This window comes from Paraburkholderia sediminicola (genome assembly GCF_046027825.1).
Classification (GTDB): Bacteria; Pseudomonadota; Gammaproteobacteria; order Burkholderiales; family Burkholderiaceae; genus Paraburkholderia; species Paraburkholderia sediminicola_D.
Genome location: NZ_JAQQDU010000026.1, coordinates 48,100 through 68,152 on the forward strand (window position 1 = coordinate 48,100; position 20,053 = coordinate 68,152).

Genomic DNA, 20,053 nt, shown 5'->3' on the forward strand with positions numbered 1-20,053 from the left:
AGTAGTGGACTCGAACGGTTCGTACTCCACGGGATGTGTTCCCGAGTAGACTTGGTGTCTTTATAGCCACATAGATCTGCCTTTCTCGCGTTATTCATGGCATAGTTCGATCGATTACCACATAAGGAGCAATCAAATGCCCACGTTAGAGCAAATCCAAGCAAAGCTTAAGAAGCTCCAGGCGCAAGCTGACGTCCTTATTGCCAGGAAAGCACAAGCCGCGGTCGACCAGATCCGGGAGTTGATGCTCAAGCACGGCCTGACTACTGCGGATATCGAAGCAAAGGCAAAAGCGAGGCGCGCCGCGCACGCCTTGAATGGGCGTGCTGCAAGTGGCAAGGTAAAAGCCACTGGCGCAGGCAAGTCGATTCCGAAGTACCGCGACAATAAAACTGGCGCGACCTGGACAGGCCACGGGCGTGCGCCGGCCTGGATTGCCGCCGTGAAAGACCGGACTCAATTCCTGATTGAAGGTGCAAGCGAACTGACGTCCGCAGCGAAGGCAGTCGTCACTCACGCCAAAAGCGCAAGCAAAGGTCAGCCTAAAGGCGCGCAGCCGCCCAAGTACCTCAATCCGAAAACCGGCGCCACCTGGAGTGGGCGCGGTCCGGCACCGGCATGGCTTGCAACGGTCAAAGACCGCACCAAATTTCTGATCGATAGCGCCGCGACAACCGGCACTGTCGCTGCCAAGAAAGTCGTGACGGCGAAAAATGCAGTAGCGTCCAAACCGGCTGCGAAGAAGGGCACGGCGGCGACTAAAAAAGCAGCGGCAAAGAAAAACGCTGCCAAACCGGCGGCGAAGAAAGCCACTGCAAAGAAGGCTGCCGTGAAGAAAACCGCCACGGCAAAGAAAGCGCCGGGTCGCAAGGCCGGCGCGACGAGCGCTGCCGCAGCGCCGCAAACCTCAACGGTGCAAGCCGGCGCGTGAGTGCAACGGAGTCGCGAAGTAGATGACTAGTACGTTCGACTCACCCCAGCAGGAAGACCATGTCGTCCTGCTGGACGCCGTTCCTCATCCGGCCGCCGACGCCGCCGAACCCTTCATCGTCGCCAGCGACCGCCGGGTGATTCTGGCTTATCCGATTGCTGAGTCCGACTTCGAGCGGTTCGGACCATTCGATTCCGACGACGATCCCTGTTGCACGGTGCTCTTTCCGGACGCCGTGTTTCATCGGCTGGGGCCGCCTGGCGATGCCGATCTCGAGATCCATCCACTCGCGTCGCAAGGACTCAGTGGGTACTCGGTTCACGAAGTGATGGATTCGTCGCTGGCCGCCGAGATTTCGGCCGTCACTTCGCCCGGGTCCGCACAGCGCCATTTTGTCATCACGTTCCAAGGCTCGACGTTCGAATGCGTGGCGTCGGACTATACGGTGATCGGCGTGTATGGCGCAGGTGAGATCGCCAGCCGGGAAGCATTCGCACTGGTTCGTTAGTCTTGCGAGCGGTCAGTGCCGTGTTGGTGTAGCCGCTTCTTTCCAGTCCTGTTCCATTGCCCCAACGCTCGCTTGTGCAGCGTTGCGGGCGATCCATTGCTATCGCTGCACAACGCGACGCTGTTTCCTTTCAATAAGATTTCTCTTGGCCATTTCGAACATATGCCTAATGATTTTTTTGGCTTTTAATTTTGAAACATGTTAAAAAGCTTTCCGTCATCGTATATTGACATGAAGTCTTCACGCAGTGCGGGCAGACTGGCGTCAACGAATGGCGTGCGGTAGCGATTGAAGCAACGTTATCGAAATTACATATAAATATATTACGAGGCATCGAACGCTCGATTGAAGCGAACCTGAGTTCAGGCGCGCGTCACGGAGAGCAGGCAGGTATCACGTCGAGTGATGCATGTTTTTCGGTGCAGAAGCGGTCGTCGCGGATCGGATTTGCCGGCGCAAAGGCAAATCGCATGGGCCTGATCCCCGGTAGTACGGCCGCAAGGCGTCCGCAAGCGCGGGCGCGGTATCGGTACGCATTTGCTTTGTGCAAGTGCATGCGAATACGCCATGCCCATCGAAAAACTCCTTGTTCCGCTACCGGCGGGCCTGAAAGTCTACGTTGAACGTCACGTATTCGATCCGGCCTTCGAGAGTGTCATTCTGATCAACGGCGCGCTGGCCACCACGGCGTCGTTCGGACAGACAATCAAATACCTCGGTGAACGCTATAACCCAATTTGTTTCGATTTACCTTACGCGGGTCAATCGAAAGCGCATAACGTGTGCGACTTCGTCCTTACAAAAGACGATGAAGTCGACATTCTGCTGCATCTAATAGGCTTATTCGAGCCGAGCTTCCTGTTGTCGGTGTCGTGGGGCGGGGTGGCGTCGCTGCTTGCGCTCTCGCGGGCGCGCACCAGCGTGAGGCGCGCGGTGATTGCGTCATTCTCGCCGCGGCTCAACGCGGCGATGACCGCGTACGTGACCGCGGCACGCGATCACATCGCCGCCGGCGAAAATCTGAAGGCCGCGCAACTGCTCAACGATACCGTTGGCCAGCATCTGCCGCGCATCATGAAGCTCTACAACTATCGCTACCTCTCTACGCTGCCGCGCGATGAGCAGGAGCAGGTGGCGTTTCACGTCGACCAGATTCTGGCCATTCGTCCAGAGGACTATCTGCACGAGTTCCGCAACATCGAGTGCGGTTTGAAATTCCTCAACGGTGAGCTCGACGACTACACCACGCCTGAGGACGCCCGCTCGCTCAGCGCGCATCTGAAGCGCGCCGAGTTTCTCACGATCGAGCAGGCCGGGCATTTCCTCGATCTCGAAGGCCGGGCCGCGTTGCGCCAGGTCAAGACGGCGATTTTCGATTACTTCGGCGCCGCGCCGGTGCAGGCGGCCGGCCGTGCGCTCGACGGTTTCGATGCGTTCGCCGCCCGTTCGCTCATCATGCCGGTGCCGCAACCCGCCATTGCAAACGTCGCGAACGTCGCGTTGCAGGCCACCGCCGATCACTCGTTCCAACAGGTCGAACTACCGTGAATATCGCTCAGAGCATCGCCATTGTCGTACCGTGGGCACTGTGGCTGCTGTATTGGGTCGCAACGGCGAACCGCGTCAAGGAGACCGCGCGCAAAGAGGCGTCGCTGTCGCGCACGTTGCAGTCGATTCCGTTGATAGGTGGTGGCGCACTGATCGTGCTGCCGGACTTCAACACGGCGGCGTTGTCCTTCGATCCGCATGCGATCGGGCCGCTGCAGCTTGCCGGCTTCGCCGTGCTACTGGCCGGCCTGGCGTTTTCCGTGTGGGCGAGGCTGCATCTCGGCACCAACTGGAGCGTGTCGGTCACGCTGAAGGAAGGGCATGAACTGGTGCGCAGCGGGCCTTATGGAGTGGTTCGTCATCCGATCTATACCGGCTGCCTGCTGGCGCTTCTGGGGGCCGTGCTGATCGGCGCGCAATGGCGTGGCGTGGCGGGGCTATTGCTGATTTTCGCGTCGCTGGCTTACAAAGTGCGGGTCGAAGAGAGCTGGTTGACCGGTTACTTCGGCCGCGCGTATTCGCAGTATCGTCGCGACGTCGCCGCGCTGATTCCCGGTCTTTTCTGAGCCGCGCGCATGACGAGAGTCATCATCACCGCGATCGGCTCGGCGGGCGACGTGCATCCTTTGCTCGGCATCGGCGCGGCCTTGGCTGCGCGCGGCCACGAGATCGTCTTCTGCACGCATCCGCCGTTCGCGGAGGCTGCCACGCGCCAGGGCTTCGCGTTCGTGCCGATCGGCACCGCCGCCGACTATGAAGCGGCGATGGCGAACCCGGCGCTATGGCATCCGCGTACGTCGTTCCGGACCTTGTGGGCGGTGATTGCACCGACTCTGCGTCCGCATTTCGACGCGCTGACTGCGCTGATCGACAACGATACCGTGATGGTCGGCACGTTGTGGGCCTTCTCCGCCCGGTTGATGCAGGAGTTGTACCGCGTGCCGTTCGTGTCGGTGCAGGTGTCGCCGTCGACCCTGCTCTCCGCGTATGCGCCGCCGACGCATCCGCGGCTGACCATTCCGCGTGGCTTACCGCTGGCGATAAAAGCGGCGCTGCTGCGGCTGATCGAGCGGCAGGCGCTCGACAAGGTCTGTGGCCCCGCGTTGAATGCGGTGCGTGCGGAACTGGCGCTCGCACCGGTGCGTCGCATTTTCGGCAAGTGGCTGCATTCGACCGACGGCGTGCTGTGTCTCTTTCCGGAATGGTTCGCGCAGCCTCAGCCGGATTGGCCGGCGCCGCGCTGTGTCAGCGGTTTTCCGCTGTTCAACGATACGGGCGCGCACGCGTCTGATCCACAACTCGAGGCTTTTCTCGCCGCCGGCGAGCGGCCCGTGGTGTTCACAGCGGGTTCGACCTTGATCGATCAGGATCGTTATACGAATGCGGTGAGCGCGGCGTTGATGGAAAGTGGGCTGCGCGGCATTCTTTTGACGCCGGATGCGCCTCCAGCCGGCACAGCCGCCGCTCAGGCGGGTGCGCGTGCAGATGCGCAGGACGTGCTGCTCAAGCGGCGTTACGTGCCGCTGCAGAAGCTGTTGCCGCGTTGCCGCGCGCTGGTGCATCACGGCGGCATCGGCACGGCCGCGCTGGCGTACGCCGCCGGTATTCCGCAAGTGGTGACGCCATTCGCGCACGATCAGTTCGATAACGCGCAGCGTGTCGTCGTGAGCGGTTGTGGTGTTCGGCTCGATAGCCCACTGAAGCCGCAGGCGCTCGCGCGCGCATTGAAGCAAGTGCTCGGCAGTCCCTCAATCGCGACGCAGTGCGGGCGCATGCACGACCGGCTCGCGTCGTCGCCGGATGGATGCGAGGCGGCGGCACGCTATATCGAAGGTCTCATGCGAACCGGTGTGCGCACGCAAACCGTCGACCGCACGCTTTCGCTGGCATTAGCCGGCAGCGGACATAGTCTATGAGCGCCGCGTCGGCTCACGAGGCGCAGAGCGTCAGTCCTGGCGACGAGCGTGGCGTACCCCGCATGCGCGGCGCGCGGCTCGCCTTGCTGACGTTCGCGCTGTCGCTGGCCACATTCATTGAAGTCCTGGATTCGACGGTCACCAACGTCGCGGTGCCGGCTATTTCCGGCGGCCTCGGCGTGTCCAACAGTCAGGGCACGTGGGTGATCAGCTCGTATTCCGTGGCCGCCGCCATCGCCGTGCCTTTGACGGGCTGGCTCTCGCGGCGGCTCGGCGAAACGCGGCTGTTCCTCGGGGCCGTGATCCTGTTCACCTTGACGTCGCTGCTATGCGGCGTGGCCGGCGATTTTCACCTGCTAGTGGTCTGCCGGGCATTGCAGGGGCTCTTTTCCGGGCCGATGGTGCCGCTTTCCCAAACTATCCTGCTGCGTACCTTTCCGCCGGATAAGCGTGTCGTGGCACTGGCGCTGTGGGCGATGACGGTGCTGCTCGCGCCGATCTTCGGTCCGGTGGTCGGCGGCTGGATCATCGACAATTTCTCGTGGCCGTGGATCTTCCTGATCAATCTGCCGATCGGCATTTTCTCGTTCGCGGTCTGCATGACGCTGCTGCGCCCCGACGCGTCCGCGGCCAAGGCAGCGCCGATCGATCTGCCTGGCATCCTCCTGCTGGTCATCGGCGTCGGCTCGCTGCAAACGGTGCTTGATCTCGGTCACGATCGCGGCTGGTTCGATTCGCCTCTGATCCTGACGCTTGCGATCGTCGCCGGGCTGGCGATCGTGTCGCTGCTGATCTGGGAGGCGGGCGAAAAGCATCCGGTGATCGATCTGAGCCTGTTCCGCGACCGCACGTTTTCGTTTTGCGTGCTGATCATTTCGCTCGGCATGATGAGTTTCTCGGTGGTCGGCGTGATCTTTCCGCTCTGGCTGCAGGCCGTGATGGGCTATACCGCGTACCAGGCCGGGCTCGCCACCGCGCCGCTCGGCGTGCTCGCGCTGGTGTTCTCGATTCTGGTGGGCATTTATGCGGGCCGTTTCGACGCGCGTGTACTCGCGACGTTCGGCTTTCTCGTGTTCGCGGCCGTGTTGTGGTGGGACGCGCATTTCACGCTGACCATGACCTTCACGCAGATCATCACGCCAGGTTTGATCCAGGGTATCGGCTTGCCGTGCTTCTTCATTCCGTTGACCGCGGCGACGCTCTCGCGCGTATCCGACGATAAGCTTGCTGCGGCTTCCAGCCTGTCGAACTTTTTGCGCACGCTATCGGCGGCGTTCGGCACGGCGATGAGCGTCACGCTATGGGATAACCGCGCGCTGTATCACTACGACGTCGTCGCGCAATCCGTGACGAAATCGTCCGGCAACACGCAGCGCTTCGTTCAGAGTCTGCACGGCATGGGCATTGACGGCGCGCGCGAGCTCACCACTTTGCATCACGTCGTGCAGCAGCAGGCTTACATGATGGCGACCGGCGACATGTTCTACATGGCGAGCATTACCTGCCTCGTGCTCGCCGCGATGATGTGGCTCACGCGTCCGAAGCGCGGCGCGGCGATGGCTTTAGGTCACTGAGGAGCTTCCAATGACGATCCTGGGTGCATTGATCATCCTGTTTCATCCGAGTGAGGCGCAGCTTGCGCGTGCGGTGGCGATGCGCTCGGCGTGTGACCGCTTACGGGTAGTCGACAACTCGCCCTTGCCCGACGCGCGCGCTGCGATGATGCTGGGGGAGGCGGGTGTCGAGTTGCTGCATCACGGCAATCGCAATGGCATTGCCGGCGCGTTCAATTGCGGCTTGAGCGCGCTGTTCGATGCAGGCGCGGATGCGGTTGCGCTGTTTGACCAGGATTCGGAGACGCCGGCCAGCTATTTCACGGTGATGCGCGACCGGTGCGCGTCGATGAGCGGCCGGGCGTTTTTGGCCGGCCCGCGTATCTTCGATGAAAACGATCAGCGCTTTTTGCCCGAACTCGCAACGAGCGGCCTCACGGTGGAGAGGCTGCCTATACACACAGACGCGGCATTGCAGCGCTGTGCCTTTCTGATTTCATCCGGCTGCGTTATCTCGCGCGAGGCATTCGCGCGGCTCGGCCGTTTCGACGAAACGCTCTTTATCGACCATGTCGATACCGAGTACTGCTTGCGTGCGTTGCTGAACAATGTGCCCGTGTACGTGGTGCCGTCACTCGTACTGCTGCATCGGATCGGCTCGCGGCGCCGCCACAAACTGGGTTCTCTAGAATTGACGACGATGAATCACCCCAGTTTCCGCCGCTATTACAGCGCGCGAAACGCAATGCAACTGGCGCTGCAATATGGACTACGGTTGCCGGTGGCGATTGTGCCGAACGTGCTGACGCTCTGGCAAATCGTGCAGATCGTGCTGTTGGAAAAAGACAAGCTGGCGAAGCTCCATGCGATTGCGCTGGGCCTTTTCGATGGGTTCTTCGGACGGATGGGGCCGCTCGAGCGCATGCGTCCGCGTCTCGCGGCCAAAATAGCTAAGGCCGCTAATGCGGTCAGCGCGACTGATGCGCCTAACACGGCGAGGCTCGGCGAGATGAACACGCCGGTGGCAGGTGAGCGCGTAATGCCGCGTACCCGGCACTCATGAGGCAGTTTATGCAATTCCCTATGCCACGTGCCTTGCTGCTGCCGTCGCTGCTGATTGCTGCGGCGCTGACGGGTTGCGTGAGCGATTCGGGTCTGCACACCAACGTCAAGCCGATCAAACCATCCGCCGATGCACTTCTCCAGACCATCGGGCCCGGCGCGAACGGCGCATGGCCCGCGCCCGATTGGGTCAAGCGCTACCGCGATCCGCAACTGGATGAATTGACCGCCGAGGCGTTGCAGAACAATCCCGACTTGCAGATCGCCAAGGCGAGGGTGGGCGCCGCGCAGGCGCAACTCGAACAGTTCGCTTCGCTTACCGGCCTCACCGGTACCGCAGGCGCAACCGTGAGCAAGGCCCGTTTGCCGCAGCCGGACGACGTGGCTAACGTATCCGTGGGCGGCCAGCAGATTCCGGTGCAGTTGTTCAACGATCCGGTGGTCTCGCCGGCCGCGCTGTTCGCCGGCTTGAGCTACCAGCTCGACTTGTGGGGCAAGAATGCCGCGCTGACGGGCAGCCTGCTGTCCACGCGCGATGCGGCGCGCGTCGATGCAGAGCAGGCGCGGCTCACACTGACGGTCGCGCTCGTGACGCTTTACTGTGAGCTCGACCGCGCCTTTGCGATGCAGGACATTCTGCTGCAAAAGCAACAGGCCGCCGATAGCGTCGATGCGGTGTTGCGCGAGCGCGGTGCGCGCGGCCTCGATAACGCGTACGACGCAGCCGATGCCACACTCAAGCAAAGCCGGCTCGCTTCGCAGCAGGCGCTCAATGACGAGCGCATCAAACTGACCGAGTTGCAGATCGGCGTGCTGACGGGGCGCGGCGCGGAGCAGGGTTTGTCGCTGCATCGTCCACAACTGGCTGCGGCTGCCGATGCGCCGATGCCCGCGCAACTGCCGGTCGACCTGCTGGGCCGCCGGCCCGACATTGTGGCGGCGCGTTTGCGGGCCGAAGCGGCGCTCGCCAATATCGACGCCACGCGGGCGCAGTTCTATCCCGACGTGAACCTGGTGGCCTTTGCCGGGCTGACAGCATTGACGCCCGCCGCGCTTTTCTCGCGCGCGGCAATGACCGGTTCGGTGGGGCCGGCGATCTCCTTGCCGATCTTCGACCGGACCCGGTTGCGCGCGCAACTAGGCGGCGATTACGCCAACGTCGACGCCGCGGTAAGCCTCTACAACAAGACCGTCGACGAGGCGCTCGGCGAGGTCGCGCGCCAGCTGACTTCCTTGCTTACGGTCGATACGCTTGCCACCGAGCAGACTCGCGCGGTGGACGCGGCCTCGCGCATCGTCGCGATTGCCGAGGAGCGGCATCGGCGCGGTATCGGCATGCAGAAGGACGTGACGCTGGCCGACCTGTCCTTACTCGACGAACGCGCGCAGCAAGTCGATTTGCAGGGCCGCCGCAGAATGCTTCAGGTCGCGCTGGTTGGCGCGCTCGGTGGCGGCTTCGACGTACGCAAGGTGGCCGGTGCACCGATTTCTCACTATCAGACTCAGACCACCTTTCCCTCTCACGCACGCATCACGGACACGCACTTCGATTGAATGCACAACGATAAACAGGCACAGCGTGCCGCCGGCTGGACCGAGGAGCAGGCGAACCCGGCAAACGCGGCAAGCATAAGGGACGACTCGCACGATTCGAAACGGGCGGCGCGGCGGCGCCGTTTTGCCGTTTTCTTCGGCGTGGTGGCGCTCGCCGGCGTGGCGTGGCTGACGTACTGGGGTTTGAGCGCGCGCTTCTTTGAGGAGACCGACGACGCCTACGTCGCGGGCAACATCGTGCAGATCGCCGCGCAGATACCCGGCACGGTCACCGATATTCTGGTGGACAACACGCGGCAGGTGCGCGCGGGTCAGCCGCTCGTCAAACTCGACGATGCCGAAGCGGCCGCCACGTTCGCGCAGGCCAAAGCGCAATTGACCTTAGCCGTGCGCCAGGTGGCGAACGCGACGATCTCGCGCAAGCTCTACGTGCAATCGATCGACGCGCGCCGCGCCGAACTCGCGTTGGCGCAGCGTGCGCTGGCGGCGCGCGATCATGCGTCGGTCGAAGTCGTGTCGCCGGAAGAATTGGCGCGCGCTCGCGAAGCAGTGGCGGTCGCGCAAGCGAACCTTGCCTCAGCGCAAGTCCAACTCGACGCCGCGCGTGCGCTCGGCGGCAAATTCCCGGTCGAAGCCAGCCCGCCGGTTCTGCAAGCTGCCGCGCAATTGCGGCTCGCTTATCGGAATCTGCAGCGCACCACCGTCATTTCTCCCGTCGACGGCACGGTCGGGCAGCGTTCGGTGCAGATCGGCCAGCAGGTCGGGCCGGGGTTGGCGCTCATGTCGATCATTCCGCTCGAGCGTTTGTGGGTTGAGGCGAACTTCAAGGAAGGCCAGATTCGCAGCATGCGCGTCGGACAGCCGGTGCGCATCGTGTCGGATGTATACGGCTCGCAGGTGGTGTATCGCGGGCGCGTGGAGGGCTTTTCGGCGGGCACCGGCAGCGCGTTCTCGATGCTGCCCTCGCAGAACGCGGCTGGTAACTGGATCAAGATCGTACAGCGTGTGCCGATCGTGATTTCGCTCGATCCGGCCGAACTCGCGGCGCATCCGTTGCGGTTGGGCCTGTCGATGCAGGTGTCGGTGGATACGCATCTGCGTAGCGGTCATCTGATCGGCAACGATACGACGGCGGCCACCCAAAGTACCCGCGTTCACGATAACGTCTCGCGCGATGCCGATGCGTTGATCGCGCAAATCATTCGGGAGAATAGCGATCGGGGCGGTGCCGCTGACTAGCGTTCACGCTCACAGCCGTATTGGGTTCTGATTCGCGGCGAGCACGGCATGATGCGCGGCTAGTTGCCCAGCTAGTTGCCCGGATCAATGACCGGTTTATCCGGATCGGCGAGCGTTCTGTAGGGGAGTGACGCCGCGTGCGGGTTGGTTGTGGTGTCGTCGATCACGCGATCGACGTCCGCGGTTTTCGCGAGTTCCGCGAGGAACGTCTGTTTGTCGAAGCCGGGCGCGACGCAGCCTTGCACGTAAATGAAGCGGCGTTGCAGTGTGAGCCACAGCGTCGACTGCTCGCGCCAGTGGGTAGCGTAGTTAATATTGGTGAGACGCCGTTGGACGGCGTCGGCGATTTCCGCGTCGTAGAGGTACGCGTTCGACAGACGGCAACGGCCCTCCACCCAGCAGCTATTGCCGCGCTCGATCCGGTAATGACTATCGTCCAGCCATTCCTGTTCGGTTTCGAGTGGGCCTAGGGGAACCGGGCAGTCGCTGATCGCCTGGGAGATCTGAAAGAACGGGTCGTGGCCGTGGTTGACGCGCTGCGCTTCGGCATAGGCGTGCGTCGCGGCCATGCAGATCAGCAGGACCGCCAGGCGCTGTTGGATCAGGCGTTTCATCGTCTTAGGCTTCGGGATTGTGAGCGTGGCGAGACGGGTCGACGGTTTAGATTCTCGGCTACGTAGTGGAGATTATGCAGCGGCGGCTCGGGACCTTACCGGCTCTTACCCCGATTCTCGACGGCGAACTTGATCAACTCGGCCTGCCCTTCAATATCGAGCTTGCGTTTCAGATTCAAGCGATGCGTCTCGACTGTGCGCACCGACAGGTCGTTGCGTTGAGCGATCTGCTTGCTCGAGAGACCTTCCGCGAGCGCATCGAGAATATCGCGCTCTCTTGGTGTGAGCCGTTCAATGGGCGATTGCGTCGCCGAAGCCTGAATCAATCGCGCGCCCAGCCCTGCGCTGAAAAACGTCTTGCCTTCCAGCACCGCGCTGATCGCCTGGATGATTTCAGTGGCGGGCGAGTCCTTGAGTACATAACCGCTGGCCCCGGCGCGCACCGCCTGGGTCACGTATTCGAGGTTGTCGTGCATGGACAGCATCAGCACGCGTATCGCCGGGAAACGCTCATGAAACATGCCGGCCAGCGCAATGCCGTTCATCCCGTTCATGCCGACGTCCATCAGCACCAGATGAGGTTCCTGACTGGCGGCGAGCGAGAGCGCTTCCTGTGCGTTGCCCGCTTCGCCGACGATTTCGATGTTGCGCACGGCTTCGAGCCGGGCGCGCAAACCGTCGCGTACAAGCGGGTGGTCGTCGATCAGAACCAAACGTGCGATGGGTAGTGAGATGTCGTTCATAGTCAGGTTTCCTGCAAGGCCGACGATTGAAGCGTAGGCGCTACCACGGGCACGCGCGCGGTCACGATCGTATGACCGGCCTGCGAGCTGAGCGACAGCTTGCCGCCCAGTGCATCCAGCCGCTCGCGCATATTGCGCAGACCCACGCCCGCATGTGGACTGACGAGTGCATGCGGCACGTCGAAGCCGCACCCGTTGTCCGAGATGGTCAGCGTGACGGCGTCGTTCGATATTTCCAGCGTCAATGCGGCGCTGGACGCGTGGGCGTGCCGCACGATGTTGGTCAGCGCTTCCTGGGCGATACGGAACAGCACTGTGTTCACCGCGTCCGGCAAAGACGCCGCATGGGTGTGGGCGATCTGCGTGAAACCGATCTGGATACCCGACTCGTCGCTCAACTCACGAGTGAGTTGCTCGAGCGCGGCCGCGACCCCGAGGTCGTCGAGCATCGACGGGCGCAGCGCGTGAGAAATGCGGCGCACTTCACGCAAAGTATCGCCAATGCGCGCAACGCTGGTCGTTAGGGCGGCTTCCGCTGCAGGCACACGCACGTCGCTGCGTTCGAAACGCGCCAACGCCGATTCGAGCAGCAGCTTCACGGAGACCATCATCTGGCTGATGCCGTCGTGCAATTCACGCGACAGGCGTGCCCGTTCGTTTTCCTGTGACTCGACCACCTGTTGCGCGAGCCGCTTCAGTTTTGCATCGGCACTGCGGTATTCGGTGACGTTGAGCACCAGTGCGCACAAGGCGATCACGGCGAGTCCGGCGAGCGCGATGGCATCGATCCACTGCATCGTGCGATCGATATTGACCGCCGCGCCCTGATCGATGTGGGCGAGCGTGGCGTCGACATCGTCGAGATAGATGCCGGTGCCGATCATCCAGCCCCAGCGTTCGAGCGGCACCACATAGCCGAGTTTCGACGCGAGCTTGCCCGTCGACGGACGATGCCACACGTAACGCACATAACCCCCGCCGCGCGAGGCCGCGGCGAGCAGTTGCTGGATCGTCGGCGTGCCTTGCGGATCGCGCAGCGTCCACAGATCACGTCCGACGAGGTCGGGCTCGCGCGGATGCATCAGCGAACGGCCGTGCATGTCGTAGACGAAGAAGTAGCCGTCCTTGCCGAAATCCATTTTCGCGAGGATGTCGAGCGCGCGGGTGCGCAGCATCGCATCGTCGCGCGCGTTGTCGCCGCCCGCGTTGTAGAGCGGGGCGATCGCCGTGGTCGCGAGCTCGACGTAGTGTTTGAGTTCGATTTCCTTGCTGGCCATGTACGCGGCCTGGGTGGTTGCGTGCTGCGTCTCGGCGAGCGCCGTGGCTTCCCGGCGTACACCGATTTCAATGCTGGCGATGGCCGCCAGAAAGGGCACGATCGCCAGCAGGACAATCTTTGCTTTGAGTTTCATCGTAGAAATGACGGCCGACGGGCTACGTAGTATTACGCAGCCGGCATACGTAGTTGCGCGCTTGTGAGGGCGCTCACGAAGGCGAATACTACATCCCCGCAGCGTCCCGCGCCTTCTGGTGCGCTTTGGTGCCCTGCAAAAAGCGAACTGCGGTTTTGCCGTCTAATATCAGGTAACCGGTTTTCCGCGTGCCCGGCCACAAGTCGCGGCGTGCGGTTTCAATAATAGACTTAGGAGAAGTTCGTGGAGACCTCCCAACCCGCCGGCCGTTCATGGCTATGGCTTATCTTGCTGATCCCGTACATCGCGTTGCTGTGGTTGCCGTTCTATAACGACACGCGCCCCTCGTTCGCCGGCTTTCCGTTTTTCTACTGGTATCAGTTCTTGTGGGTTCCGTTGACCTCGCTACTGATTTACGTTGTGTACCGAGGTGTCAAATGAGCGATGTGAATCCTGTGAACCCGATTGCGATGACCGTCTTTATCGCATTCTTTGTGCTCGTGACCGTGATCGGTTTTTTTGCCGCGCGCTGGAAGCGGGGCGACATGACGCAATTGCATGAGTGGGGCCTGGGCGGCCGCCAGTTCGGCACGGTGATTTCGTGGTTCCTAGTGGGCGGTGACTTCTATACCGCCTATACCGTGATTGCGGTGCCGGCGCTGGTGTATTCGGTGGGCGCGTATGGCTTCTTTGCGCTGCCGTACACGATCATCGTCTATCCGTTCGTGTTCGCGGTGATGCCGAAGCTGTGGAAGATCGCCCATGCGAAGAACCACATCACGGCAGCGGACTATGTGCAGGGCGAATACGGCGGTAAGTGGTTCCCGGCTGCGATCGCGATCACGGGGATTATCGCGACGATGCCGTATATCGCGTTGCAACTCGTGGGTATGCAGGTGGTGATCAAGGGCCTCGGCGTGACCGGCGAAATGCCGCTGATCGTCGCCTTCGTGATTCTTGCGCTGTACACGTATGCAAGCGGCCTGCGGGCGCCGGCGATGATCGCGTTCGTCAAGGACATCATGATCTATATCGTCGTGATCGCGGCGGTCTGGCTGATTCCGGCGAAGCTCGGCGGCTACGCGCATGTGTTCGATGCGGCCGATACGTATTTCAAGGCCAAGGGCGGCGCAACCGGGATCATCCTGAAGCCAACGCAGTTCACCGCTTATGCGTCGCTTGCATTGGGTTCGGCACTGGCGGCGTTCATGTATCCGCATACGATGACGGCGGTGTTGTCGTCTTCGTCGGCGAATACTGTGCGCAAGAATGCGATTTTCCTGCCGGCTTATACGCTGTTGCTGGGGTTGATTGCGTTGCTCGGTTATATGGCGATTGCGGCCGGTGTGCATGTGAAGTCGGCGTCTGACATGGTGCCGGCGTTGTTCAATACGCTGTTTCCGTCGTGGTTTGTCGGCTTTGCGGCTGCTGCTATCGCGATTAGTGCGTTGGTGCCCGCCGCGATCATGTCGATTGGTGCGGCTAATCTGTTCACGCGGAATTTGTGGCGTCCTCTCGTCTCGCCGAATATTACGCCTGCGGCGGAGGCATCGACTGCGAAGATCGTTTCGTTGGTCGTGAAGTTTGGGGCGCTGTTGTTTATTGTGTTCTTGCCGACGCAGTATGCGATTGATTTGCAGTTGCTGGGTGGGGTGTGGATTTTGCAGATTTTCCCGGCGATTGTGTTTTCGTTGTACACGCGGCGGCTGAATACGCCTGGGTTGTTTCTTGGGTGGCTGGTTGGGATTGTGCTCGGGACCGGGTTGGCTATTTCGCAAGGGCTTAAGCCGGTGTTTGCCTTGCATGTTGGGGGTGCGGTCTATCCGGTTTATATTGGGTTGATCGCGTTGGGCGCTAATGTTGTGGTTAGTTTTGTTGTGTCGGTGTTGTCGCCGCGCAGGGTTATGGCGGCGGTTTGAAGTTTATGTCTGGATGGCTCGTGCCGTCGGGGATGGTTACTCGGTGGTGTGGGCCTTTTCTTTTGTTAGTGGTCTATTAGTGTTGCCCCTATGCGGGGCGGCACTTACTTTCTTTGCCGCCGCAAAGAAAGATAAGCAAAGAAAGCGGCTTACCCCGCTAGCTCATAAGTGGGGCCCCCGCGCAGCCGCGGTAGTGGTGCATCTGGAAACTGGGTTCTCGCACATTCCGCCCTGGTGACAAGGCTGTCATTCTTCCGGCGGCGCTGCGCGCGCCGATGGGTACTTCACAAACCATTGATTGCTTTGTCTCTGTCTCTGTCTCTGTCTCTGTCTCTGTCTCTGTCGACGTGCGATGGCGGTGCAGCGGTGTATTTTTTGTCAGTGTCTACGCCGGAAGTTTATTCCCACGAATATCGCCATCAACATCACAAAACCGCCAAACAATAGGGCGGAATTGACGACCACATGTCTGATGCCAAGCACGTCGACGTTGATGAAGGGGTAGGGGTAAAAGTCCGATAAGCGCCCGCGCCAGAAGGTGACGGCGAGGTACGCAATGGGATAGACCAGCCACAGCAAACCATGCCGTAGCCGCAGATGAAATCGTGGCACGAACAGGACCCAGTACAGCGCCGCGAGCACAGGCAATACGCTGTGCATCGACTCATTGAGCAGCAGCCGATAAGCCGCAGGCGACCATAACCCGCGCAGAAGAAGGTTGTAGGCGATTCCCACAAACACCATGTAGACAACGACAGCGGTCACGACAGTAGGCTGCCGGAAAAAACGCACAATCGCCGAACTGCGCCCGCGTAGCGCTACGCATGTAAAACAGACCGCGCAAATCAATACCGTTAAATTGGTGAGGTAACTGCTCATTCGCGCAATCCCATCGAGCACGCTAAGCCCACGGGCAAGCGTACGATCGATCGTCAAATTGGCTTGTGCGACAAGGGAAATCCAGGCGATCACGGCAATGACGGCCGCCAGCGTCACCGACGAGACGCTGGGCGTGTGGAGCGGAAGCTCAGGCTCATGTTGCTGAGAAGGGGCAGGGCGCATTCGAACGATTTTATACACTCCCCATTCGCTTTGCAGCAAGTACAAGAATATCGACGCGCCAACCAGTTCATCTGTCGCATTGAATTCCGGTCATTTTGTTTGCATGTCGGCCAGTAGTTGAAGCTGCAATCATTCCCGGGTTTTCACGGGCTCGTCGATTAACGACGTCGCTGAATGGCTTGTCTATTCAAAATGCATGAGACAACATTTTTACCGACTGGTCTGCTAGCATGGCAAGCGATTTGTAACGGTTGCCGGTTGCAGCGTTCAGGGCCGTGATCCGGTATTCCCGCCGAATCACGAATGCCGGCAGCAACGGAGAGTTATTAGGAGATGCGACTGTATGGGGTTTTTGAATTCTGCGCCTAACCGTAGCCTGGCAATCAAGGCGGCTTCCGGCATGGCCTGCGTTGTTTTTCTCGCCGGATCCAACGCGGCTCACGCTCAGGAATTTTCGCTCTTTGGTGGCGGCTCGCGCGCGGCCAACACGAACACCTATACATGGGCATTCAATTATCAGGAAGGGCTCGGGCAATACTTCGCCGCGAGCTTTACGTGGCTCAACGAAGGACACATTCCTGACCATCATCGCGATGGCCAGATGGTCCAGCTGTGGGGCCGTATTCCGGTGGGGAGTCCGCAGTTCGTTCTGCAGGCGGGCGTCGGTCCGTATCGTTACTTCGATACCACTACCGCAGAGCAAGGCGGAAGTTATTCGAACACGCACGGCTGGGGCGTCGTGTATAGCGTGCGCGCCGCGTACTACGCATCGAGCCGCTGGATCACCCAACTGCAGTTGAATCGCGTGCAAGTGCAACACGGGCCGGATTCAACCAGCGTGATGTTCGGCGTCGGCTATCAGCTCGATGCCCCCGGCACCCCCGGTCCACGCGACTGGGCGAGCGGCAGTACGCACAACGTCACCAACAACGAAGTGGCGGTGTACCTCGGCAAAACCATCGTCAATTCGACCAGTTCGCCGAGTGCGCTGGGCGGCGCGATCGAGTATCGGCGTGGCCTCGCGAAGTACCTCGACGTGACGGTCGGTTATCTGCACGAAGGCAGTAGCAAGGTGGCGCGACGCGATGGCTTGACCAGCCAGTTGTGGGCGACGCGTGCCTTCCTCGACGATAAGGTCACGCTCGGGCTCGGGCTTGGCGCTTACTATGCGATCAACGAAAACGAGAATAGCGAGTCGCCGGGGCCGGGCGCCGGGAAGTTCTCTGGCCTCGTCACGATCGCCGGCTCGTATCGCCTGACCGATCACTGGGATGCGCGGATTGAATGGAATCGTGTCGTGACACGCTATGATCGCGATTCAGATGTGATTTTCGGCGGTGTGGGCTACCGTTGGTAATGGCTCACTGTGCCAGCAGAAGCAGTCTTCTAGAACCGATAGCAAAGATTCATACAAAAACCGGAGAGGAGCATGAAAGCCAGCACCATCGCCGAACGGGAAGCCCGTGGCCGTGCCGCCCGTGAGCATTCGAAACGTTCGAGCCATCGTACGGTAGGAGAATTGCATCGCGACCCGATCGAATTGCTTAAGCAAAGCAGCGAGGGGCGCGTTACCAATCTGGTGCCGCTGCGCTATGGGCGCATGGCCGTGTCGCCGTTTACCTTCTTTCGCGGCACAGCGATCATTCAGGCGCACGACCTGAGTCAGATCCAGGACACCGGCCTCACCATGCCGATATGCGGCGACGGCCATCTGATGAACTTCGGCGGCTTCGCAACGCCGGAGCGTCAACTCGTATTCGATCTGAATGACTTCGACGAAGTCGCGACCGGTCCTTTCGAATGGGACCTGAAACGTCTGACCGCGAGCCTCGTGGTCGCCGCGCGTCACATGCGTCTGAGTCGCGGCACGGCCGAGCATCTGGTGATGACTGCCGCCACCGAATACCGCGACCGCATGGCGCAATACGCGCAGTGCGGTGCGCTCGAACTCTGGTACGACCGCATTACCTTCGATCTGATGGCCGAAACGGCGTTGACGCCGGAGCGCCGCCGCATTGTGCGCCGCGGCATGGAGAAAGCGGCGAGCCGTACCCACGAAAGCCTGCTGGAGAAAATGGCGGAGTTCGACGGCGACCACTGGACGGTCCGCGATGCGCCACCGTCGTTGTTTCACGTGCTGGGCGCGAACACGCTGTTCACGCCGGAAGAGACCGAAGCGTACAGAGGGGCCAACTGGCGCAAGATGCTCGAACACATGTGGGGCGACTACCTGAAAACGCTGTCGCACGACCGGCGTGAACTGCTCAGTCATTTCACGGCACAGGACCTGGTGTTCAAGGTGGTGGGCGTCGGCAGCGTGGGGACGCGCTGTCTCGTGCTGTTGAATGTCGATCACATGGGCAAGCCGCTGTTCATCCAGATCAAGGAGGCACGCCCGTCGGTGGTCGCGCAGTACTACAAATCGCCGTCACTCAAGCACGAGGGCGAGCGGGTGGTTCGCGGGCAGCGCATGCTGCAGGCGGCGAGCGACATTTTTCTCGGCTGGGCAAGCGGACCGTTAGGGCGCCATTTCTACTTCCGGCAACTGCGCGACATGAAACTGTCGGCGAACATCGAGTTGTTCGACACCGACCTGCTGGAAGGTTACGCGAAACTCTGCGGCTGGATCATGGCGCGCGCGCATGCCAAGGCGAGTGGCCAGGCAATCGAAGTCAGCGCGTACATCGGCCGTGGCGACCAGTTCGCGGAAGCGCTCACCGGCTATGCCACCGGCTACGCGGATCAGGTGGAACGTGATTACGACGTGTTCCTGAAGGCTTGTCGCAGTGGCGAGCTCGTGGCGCGCTCGGACGAAGACATGGCGGCGGATTTCCGCGTTTAATCGAGGTGGGCGTGGTGTTGGCGTGGTTCGGCGCGTGTAAGTGAGCGAGCCACGCGGAACGGGCGCTCGTTTCAGTCGTCGATACGTGCTTCACGCAGCGTCACGAAGCGCAAGTGCCGGTGGCGTGCCGCGTCGATCACGCGCGGCAGGACAGTGAGTATCAGCGGTTTGCCCGCAATGGTGAGTGCGGCATTGCCGTCGTGCAGCAGCAGAATGTCGCGTGGGGCAAGACCGTCGAGCAGCCTGCGCGCGACGACTTGCGGATCGCGCTCGCGCGTGTCGTAGCCGCGCCGCGTCCATGCCGCGAGCCGCAAATCGAGTTTGCGCAGCACGGGCTCGAGAAAAATGTTGCGCAACCCCGCCGGGGCGCGGAAGAACATCGGGCGCTCGCCGCTCAATGCCTCGAAAGTGCGCTGTGCAGCCTCGATTTCGCGCGTGAGTGCGCCCGGAAACGTAACCGAAAACGTGTGCACGTGGACCTGCGAATGGTTTTCCAGCGCATGGCCGCGCGCGACGATTTCGCGTGTGAGTTCCGGGTAGCGTTGCGCTTTCGCGCCGATACAGAAGAAGGTGGCGCGCACGTCGAAGGCGTCGAGCAGATCGAGCACTTGCGGGGTGACGACCGGGTCAGGACCGTCGTCGATGGTCAGTGCGATTGCGTCTGCGTTGCGCGCGTCAGCGGGCAGGCGCGTCCAGTTCGGACCCAGCAGCGAGCTGCGCGGCAACAGACCGGCCACGGTGAAAATAGCGTGATTCGCGAAGATCGCGGCCAGCCACCACGGCCATGCGGAAGGTAGCAGCAGGCATCCGGCCAGCACCAACACGTGCCATGCAGCGGTGGCCGTTAGCATCGCGGGGTACCTGGTGCGCCGCCAGCGGCGCTGCGGCGTGATCTCACCGCCTTGCGGCGGCGTGAAGGGTTCATTCATAAAGCGTGCTTCCTGTCTTCCTGCCTCCTTCCTGGGAAGGCCCTGAATCGCGCGCGTGGCGCGCAACGGCAAACGATACCATCGATGCATCGTTCGACGCTGTTGCGGACGGTAACCAGAAGTAATGAAAGCATGCTGAAAGAGATCATGCTTCGCGACGGCCGCGACATCGCATTTGTGATGGGCGATCCGCTGTTGTATGGTGCTAGGGCCAAGGAAAC

General features: G+C 61.3%; 16 protein-coding genes and 2 pseudogenes. 13 read left to right on the forward strand and 5 right to left on the reverse strand.

The annotated features are described in order from the left end of the window. The first annotated feature begins 136 nt into the window (after positions 1-136). The 9 genes and pseudogenes from PQQ96_RS16345 (at position 137) to PQQ96_RS16385 (ending at position 10,311) form a co-directional block, all read left to right on the forward strand. The gene (locus PQQ96_RS16345; protein WP_408293588.1) at positions 137-931 is read left to right on the forward strand and encodes an H-NS family nucleoid-associated regulatory protein; all 795 of its coding nucleotides are present in this window, start codon (positions 137-139) and stop codon (positions 929-931) included. Positions 932-953: 22 nt separating this feature from the next. Continuing rightward, entirely contained in the window at positions 954-1,439 is a 486-nt protein-coding gene (locus tag PQQ96_RS16350; protein ID WP_408293591.1) for a hypothetical protein, read from the forward strand. A 567-nt stretch (positions 1,440-2,006) separates the two neighbouring features. Next, positions 2,007-2,846, forward strand: a pseudogene (locus tag PQQ96_RS16355) (alpha/beta fold hydrolase); the annotation flags it as partial. Between the two features lie 137 nt (positions 2,847-2,983). Further along, entirely contained in the window at positions 2,984-3,553 is a 570-nt protein-coding gene (locus PQQ96_RS16360) for a methyltransferase family protein (RefSeq protein ID WP_408293594.1), read from the forward strand. Positions 3,554-3,562: 9 nt separating this feature from the next. Continuing rightward, positions 3,563-4,903, forward strand: coding sequence for a glycosyltransferase (locus PQQ96_RS16365; protein ID WP_408293597.1), 1,341 nt, complete (start codon positions 3,563-3,565; stop codon positions 4,901-4,903). After that, positions 4,900-6,477 carry a DHA2 family efflux MFS transporter permease subunit gene (locus PQQ96_RS16370; RefSeq protein ID WP_408293600.1) on the forward strand — a complete coding sequence of 526 codons (1,578 nt, stop codon included), beginning with the start codon at positions 4,900-4,902 and terminating at the stop codon, positions 6,475-6,477. Before PQQ96_RS16365 ends, PQQ96_RS16370 begins: the two co-directional genes overlap by 4 nt. A 10-nt stretch (positions 6,478-6,487) precedes the next feature. Next, positions 6,488-7,384, forward strand: a pseudogene (locus tag PQQ96_RS16375) (glycosyltransferase family 2 protein); the annotation flags it as partial. Between the two features lie 143 nt (positions 7,385-7,527). After that, entirely contained in the window at positions 7,528-9,072 is a 1,545-nt protein-coding gene (locus tag PQQ96_RS16380; RefSeq protein ID WP_408293603.1) for an efflux transporter outer membrane subunit, read from the forward strand. After that, the gene (locus tag PQQ96_RS16385) at positions 9,073-10,311 is read left to right on the forward strand and encodes an HlyD family secretion protein (RefSeq protein WP_408293606.1); all 1,239 of its coding nucleotides are present in this window, start codon (positions 9,073-9,075) and stop codon (positions 10,309-10,311) included. It abuts the gene before it with no gap. A gap of 71 nt (positions 10,312-10,382) precedes the next feature. Here the strand turns inward: PQQ96_RS16385 and PQQ96_RS16390 are convergent, their stop codons facing one another. The 3 genes from PQQ96_RS16390 to PQQ96_RS16400 form a co-directional block, all read right to left on the reverse strand. After that, positions 10,383-10,925, reverse strand: a complete 543-nt coding sequence (locus PQQ96_RS16390; RefSeq protein WP_408293609.1) for a hypothetical protein — start codon at positions 10,923-10,925, stop codon at positions 10,383-10,385. Between the two features lie 95 nt (positions 10,926-11,020). Beyond that, entirely contained in the window at positions 11,021-11,668 is a 648-nt protein-coding gene (locus PQQ96_RS16395) for a response regulator (protein WP_408293611.1), read from the reverse strand. A gap of 2 nt (positions 11,669-11,670) precedes the next feature. Beyond that, positions 11,671-13,080, reverse strand: coding sequence for a cache domain-containing protein (locus PQQ96_RS16400; RefSeq protein WP_408293614.1), 1,410 nt, complete (start codon positions 13,078-13,080; stop codon positions 11,671-11,673). Between the two features lie 243 nt (positions 13,081-13,323). Here PQQ96_RS16400 and PQQ96_RS16405 point away from each other — a divergent pair, with 243 nt between their 5' ends. After that, a complete protein-coding gene (locus tag PQQ96_RS16405) occupies positions 13,324-13,521 on the forward strand; it encodes a DUF3311 domain-containing protein (protein ID WP_007177944.1) in 198 nt (65 codons plus the stop codon). After that, positions 13,518-14,999: a monocarboxylate uptake permease MctP gene (gene mctP / locus PQQ96_RS16410; RefSeq protein WP_408293615.1), complete on the forward strand. Its 1,482-nt coding sequence runs from the start codon at positions 13,518-13,520 to the stop codon at positions 14,997-14,999. Before PQQ96_RS16405 ends, mctP begins: the two co-directional genes overlap by 4 nt. Before the next feature lie 378 nt (positions 15,000-15,377). Here mctP and PQQ96_RS16415 read toward each other — a convergent pair whose 3' ends face one another. Then, entirely contained in the window at positions 15,378-16,061 is a 684-nt protein-coding gene (locus PQQ96_RS16415; RefSeq protein ID WP_408293701.1) for a Pr6Pr family membrane protein, read from the reverse strand. A gap of 343 nt (positions 16,062-16,404) precedes the next feature. On the opposite strand from PQQ96_RS16415, the gene PQQ96_RS16420 reads away from it, so the two are divergent. Next, positions 16,405-17,418, forward strand: a complete 1,014-nt coding sequence (locus PQQ96_RS16420; RefSeq protein ID WP_408293618.1) for a hypothetical protein — start codon at positions 16,405-16,407, stop codon at positions 17,416-17,418. A gap of 72 nt (positions 17,419-17,490) precedes the next feature. Beyond that, positions 17,491-18,903, forward strand: a complete 1,413-nt coding sequence (locus tag PQQ96_RS16425; protein ID WP_408293621.1) for a DUF2252 domain-containing protein — start codon at positions 17,491-17,493, stop codon at positions 18,901-18,903. Between the two features lie 71 nt (positions 18,904-18,974). Here the strand turns inward: PQQ96_RS16425 and PQQ96_RS16430 are convergent, their stop codons facing one another. After that, on the reverse strand, positions 18,975-19,832 hold the full coding sequence (locus tag PQQ96_RS16430; RefSeq protein ID WP_408293624.1) for a polysaccharide deacetylase family protein: 858 nt from the start codon (positions 19,830-19,832) through the stop codon (positions 18,975-18,977). Positions 19,833-20,053: the final 221 nt, after the last annotated feature.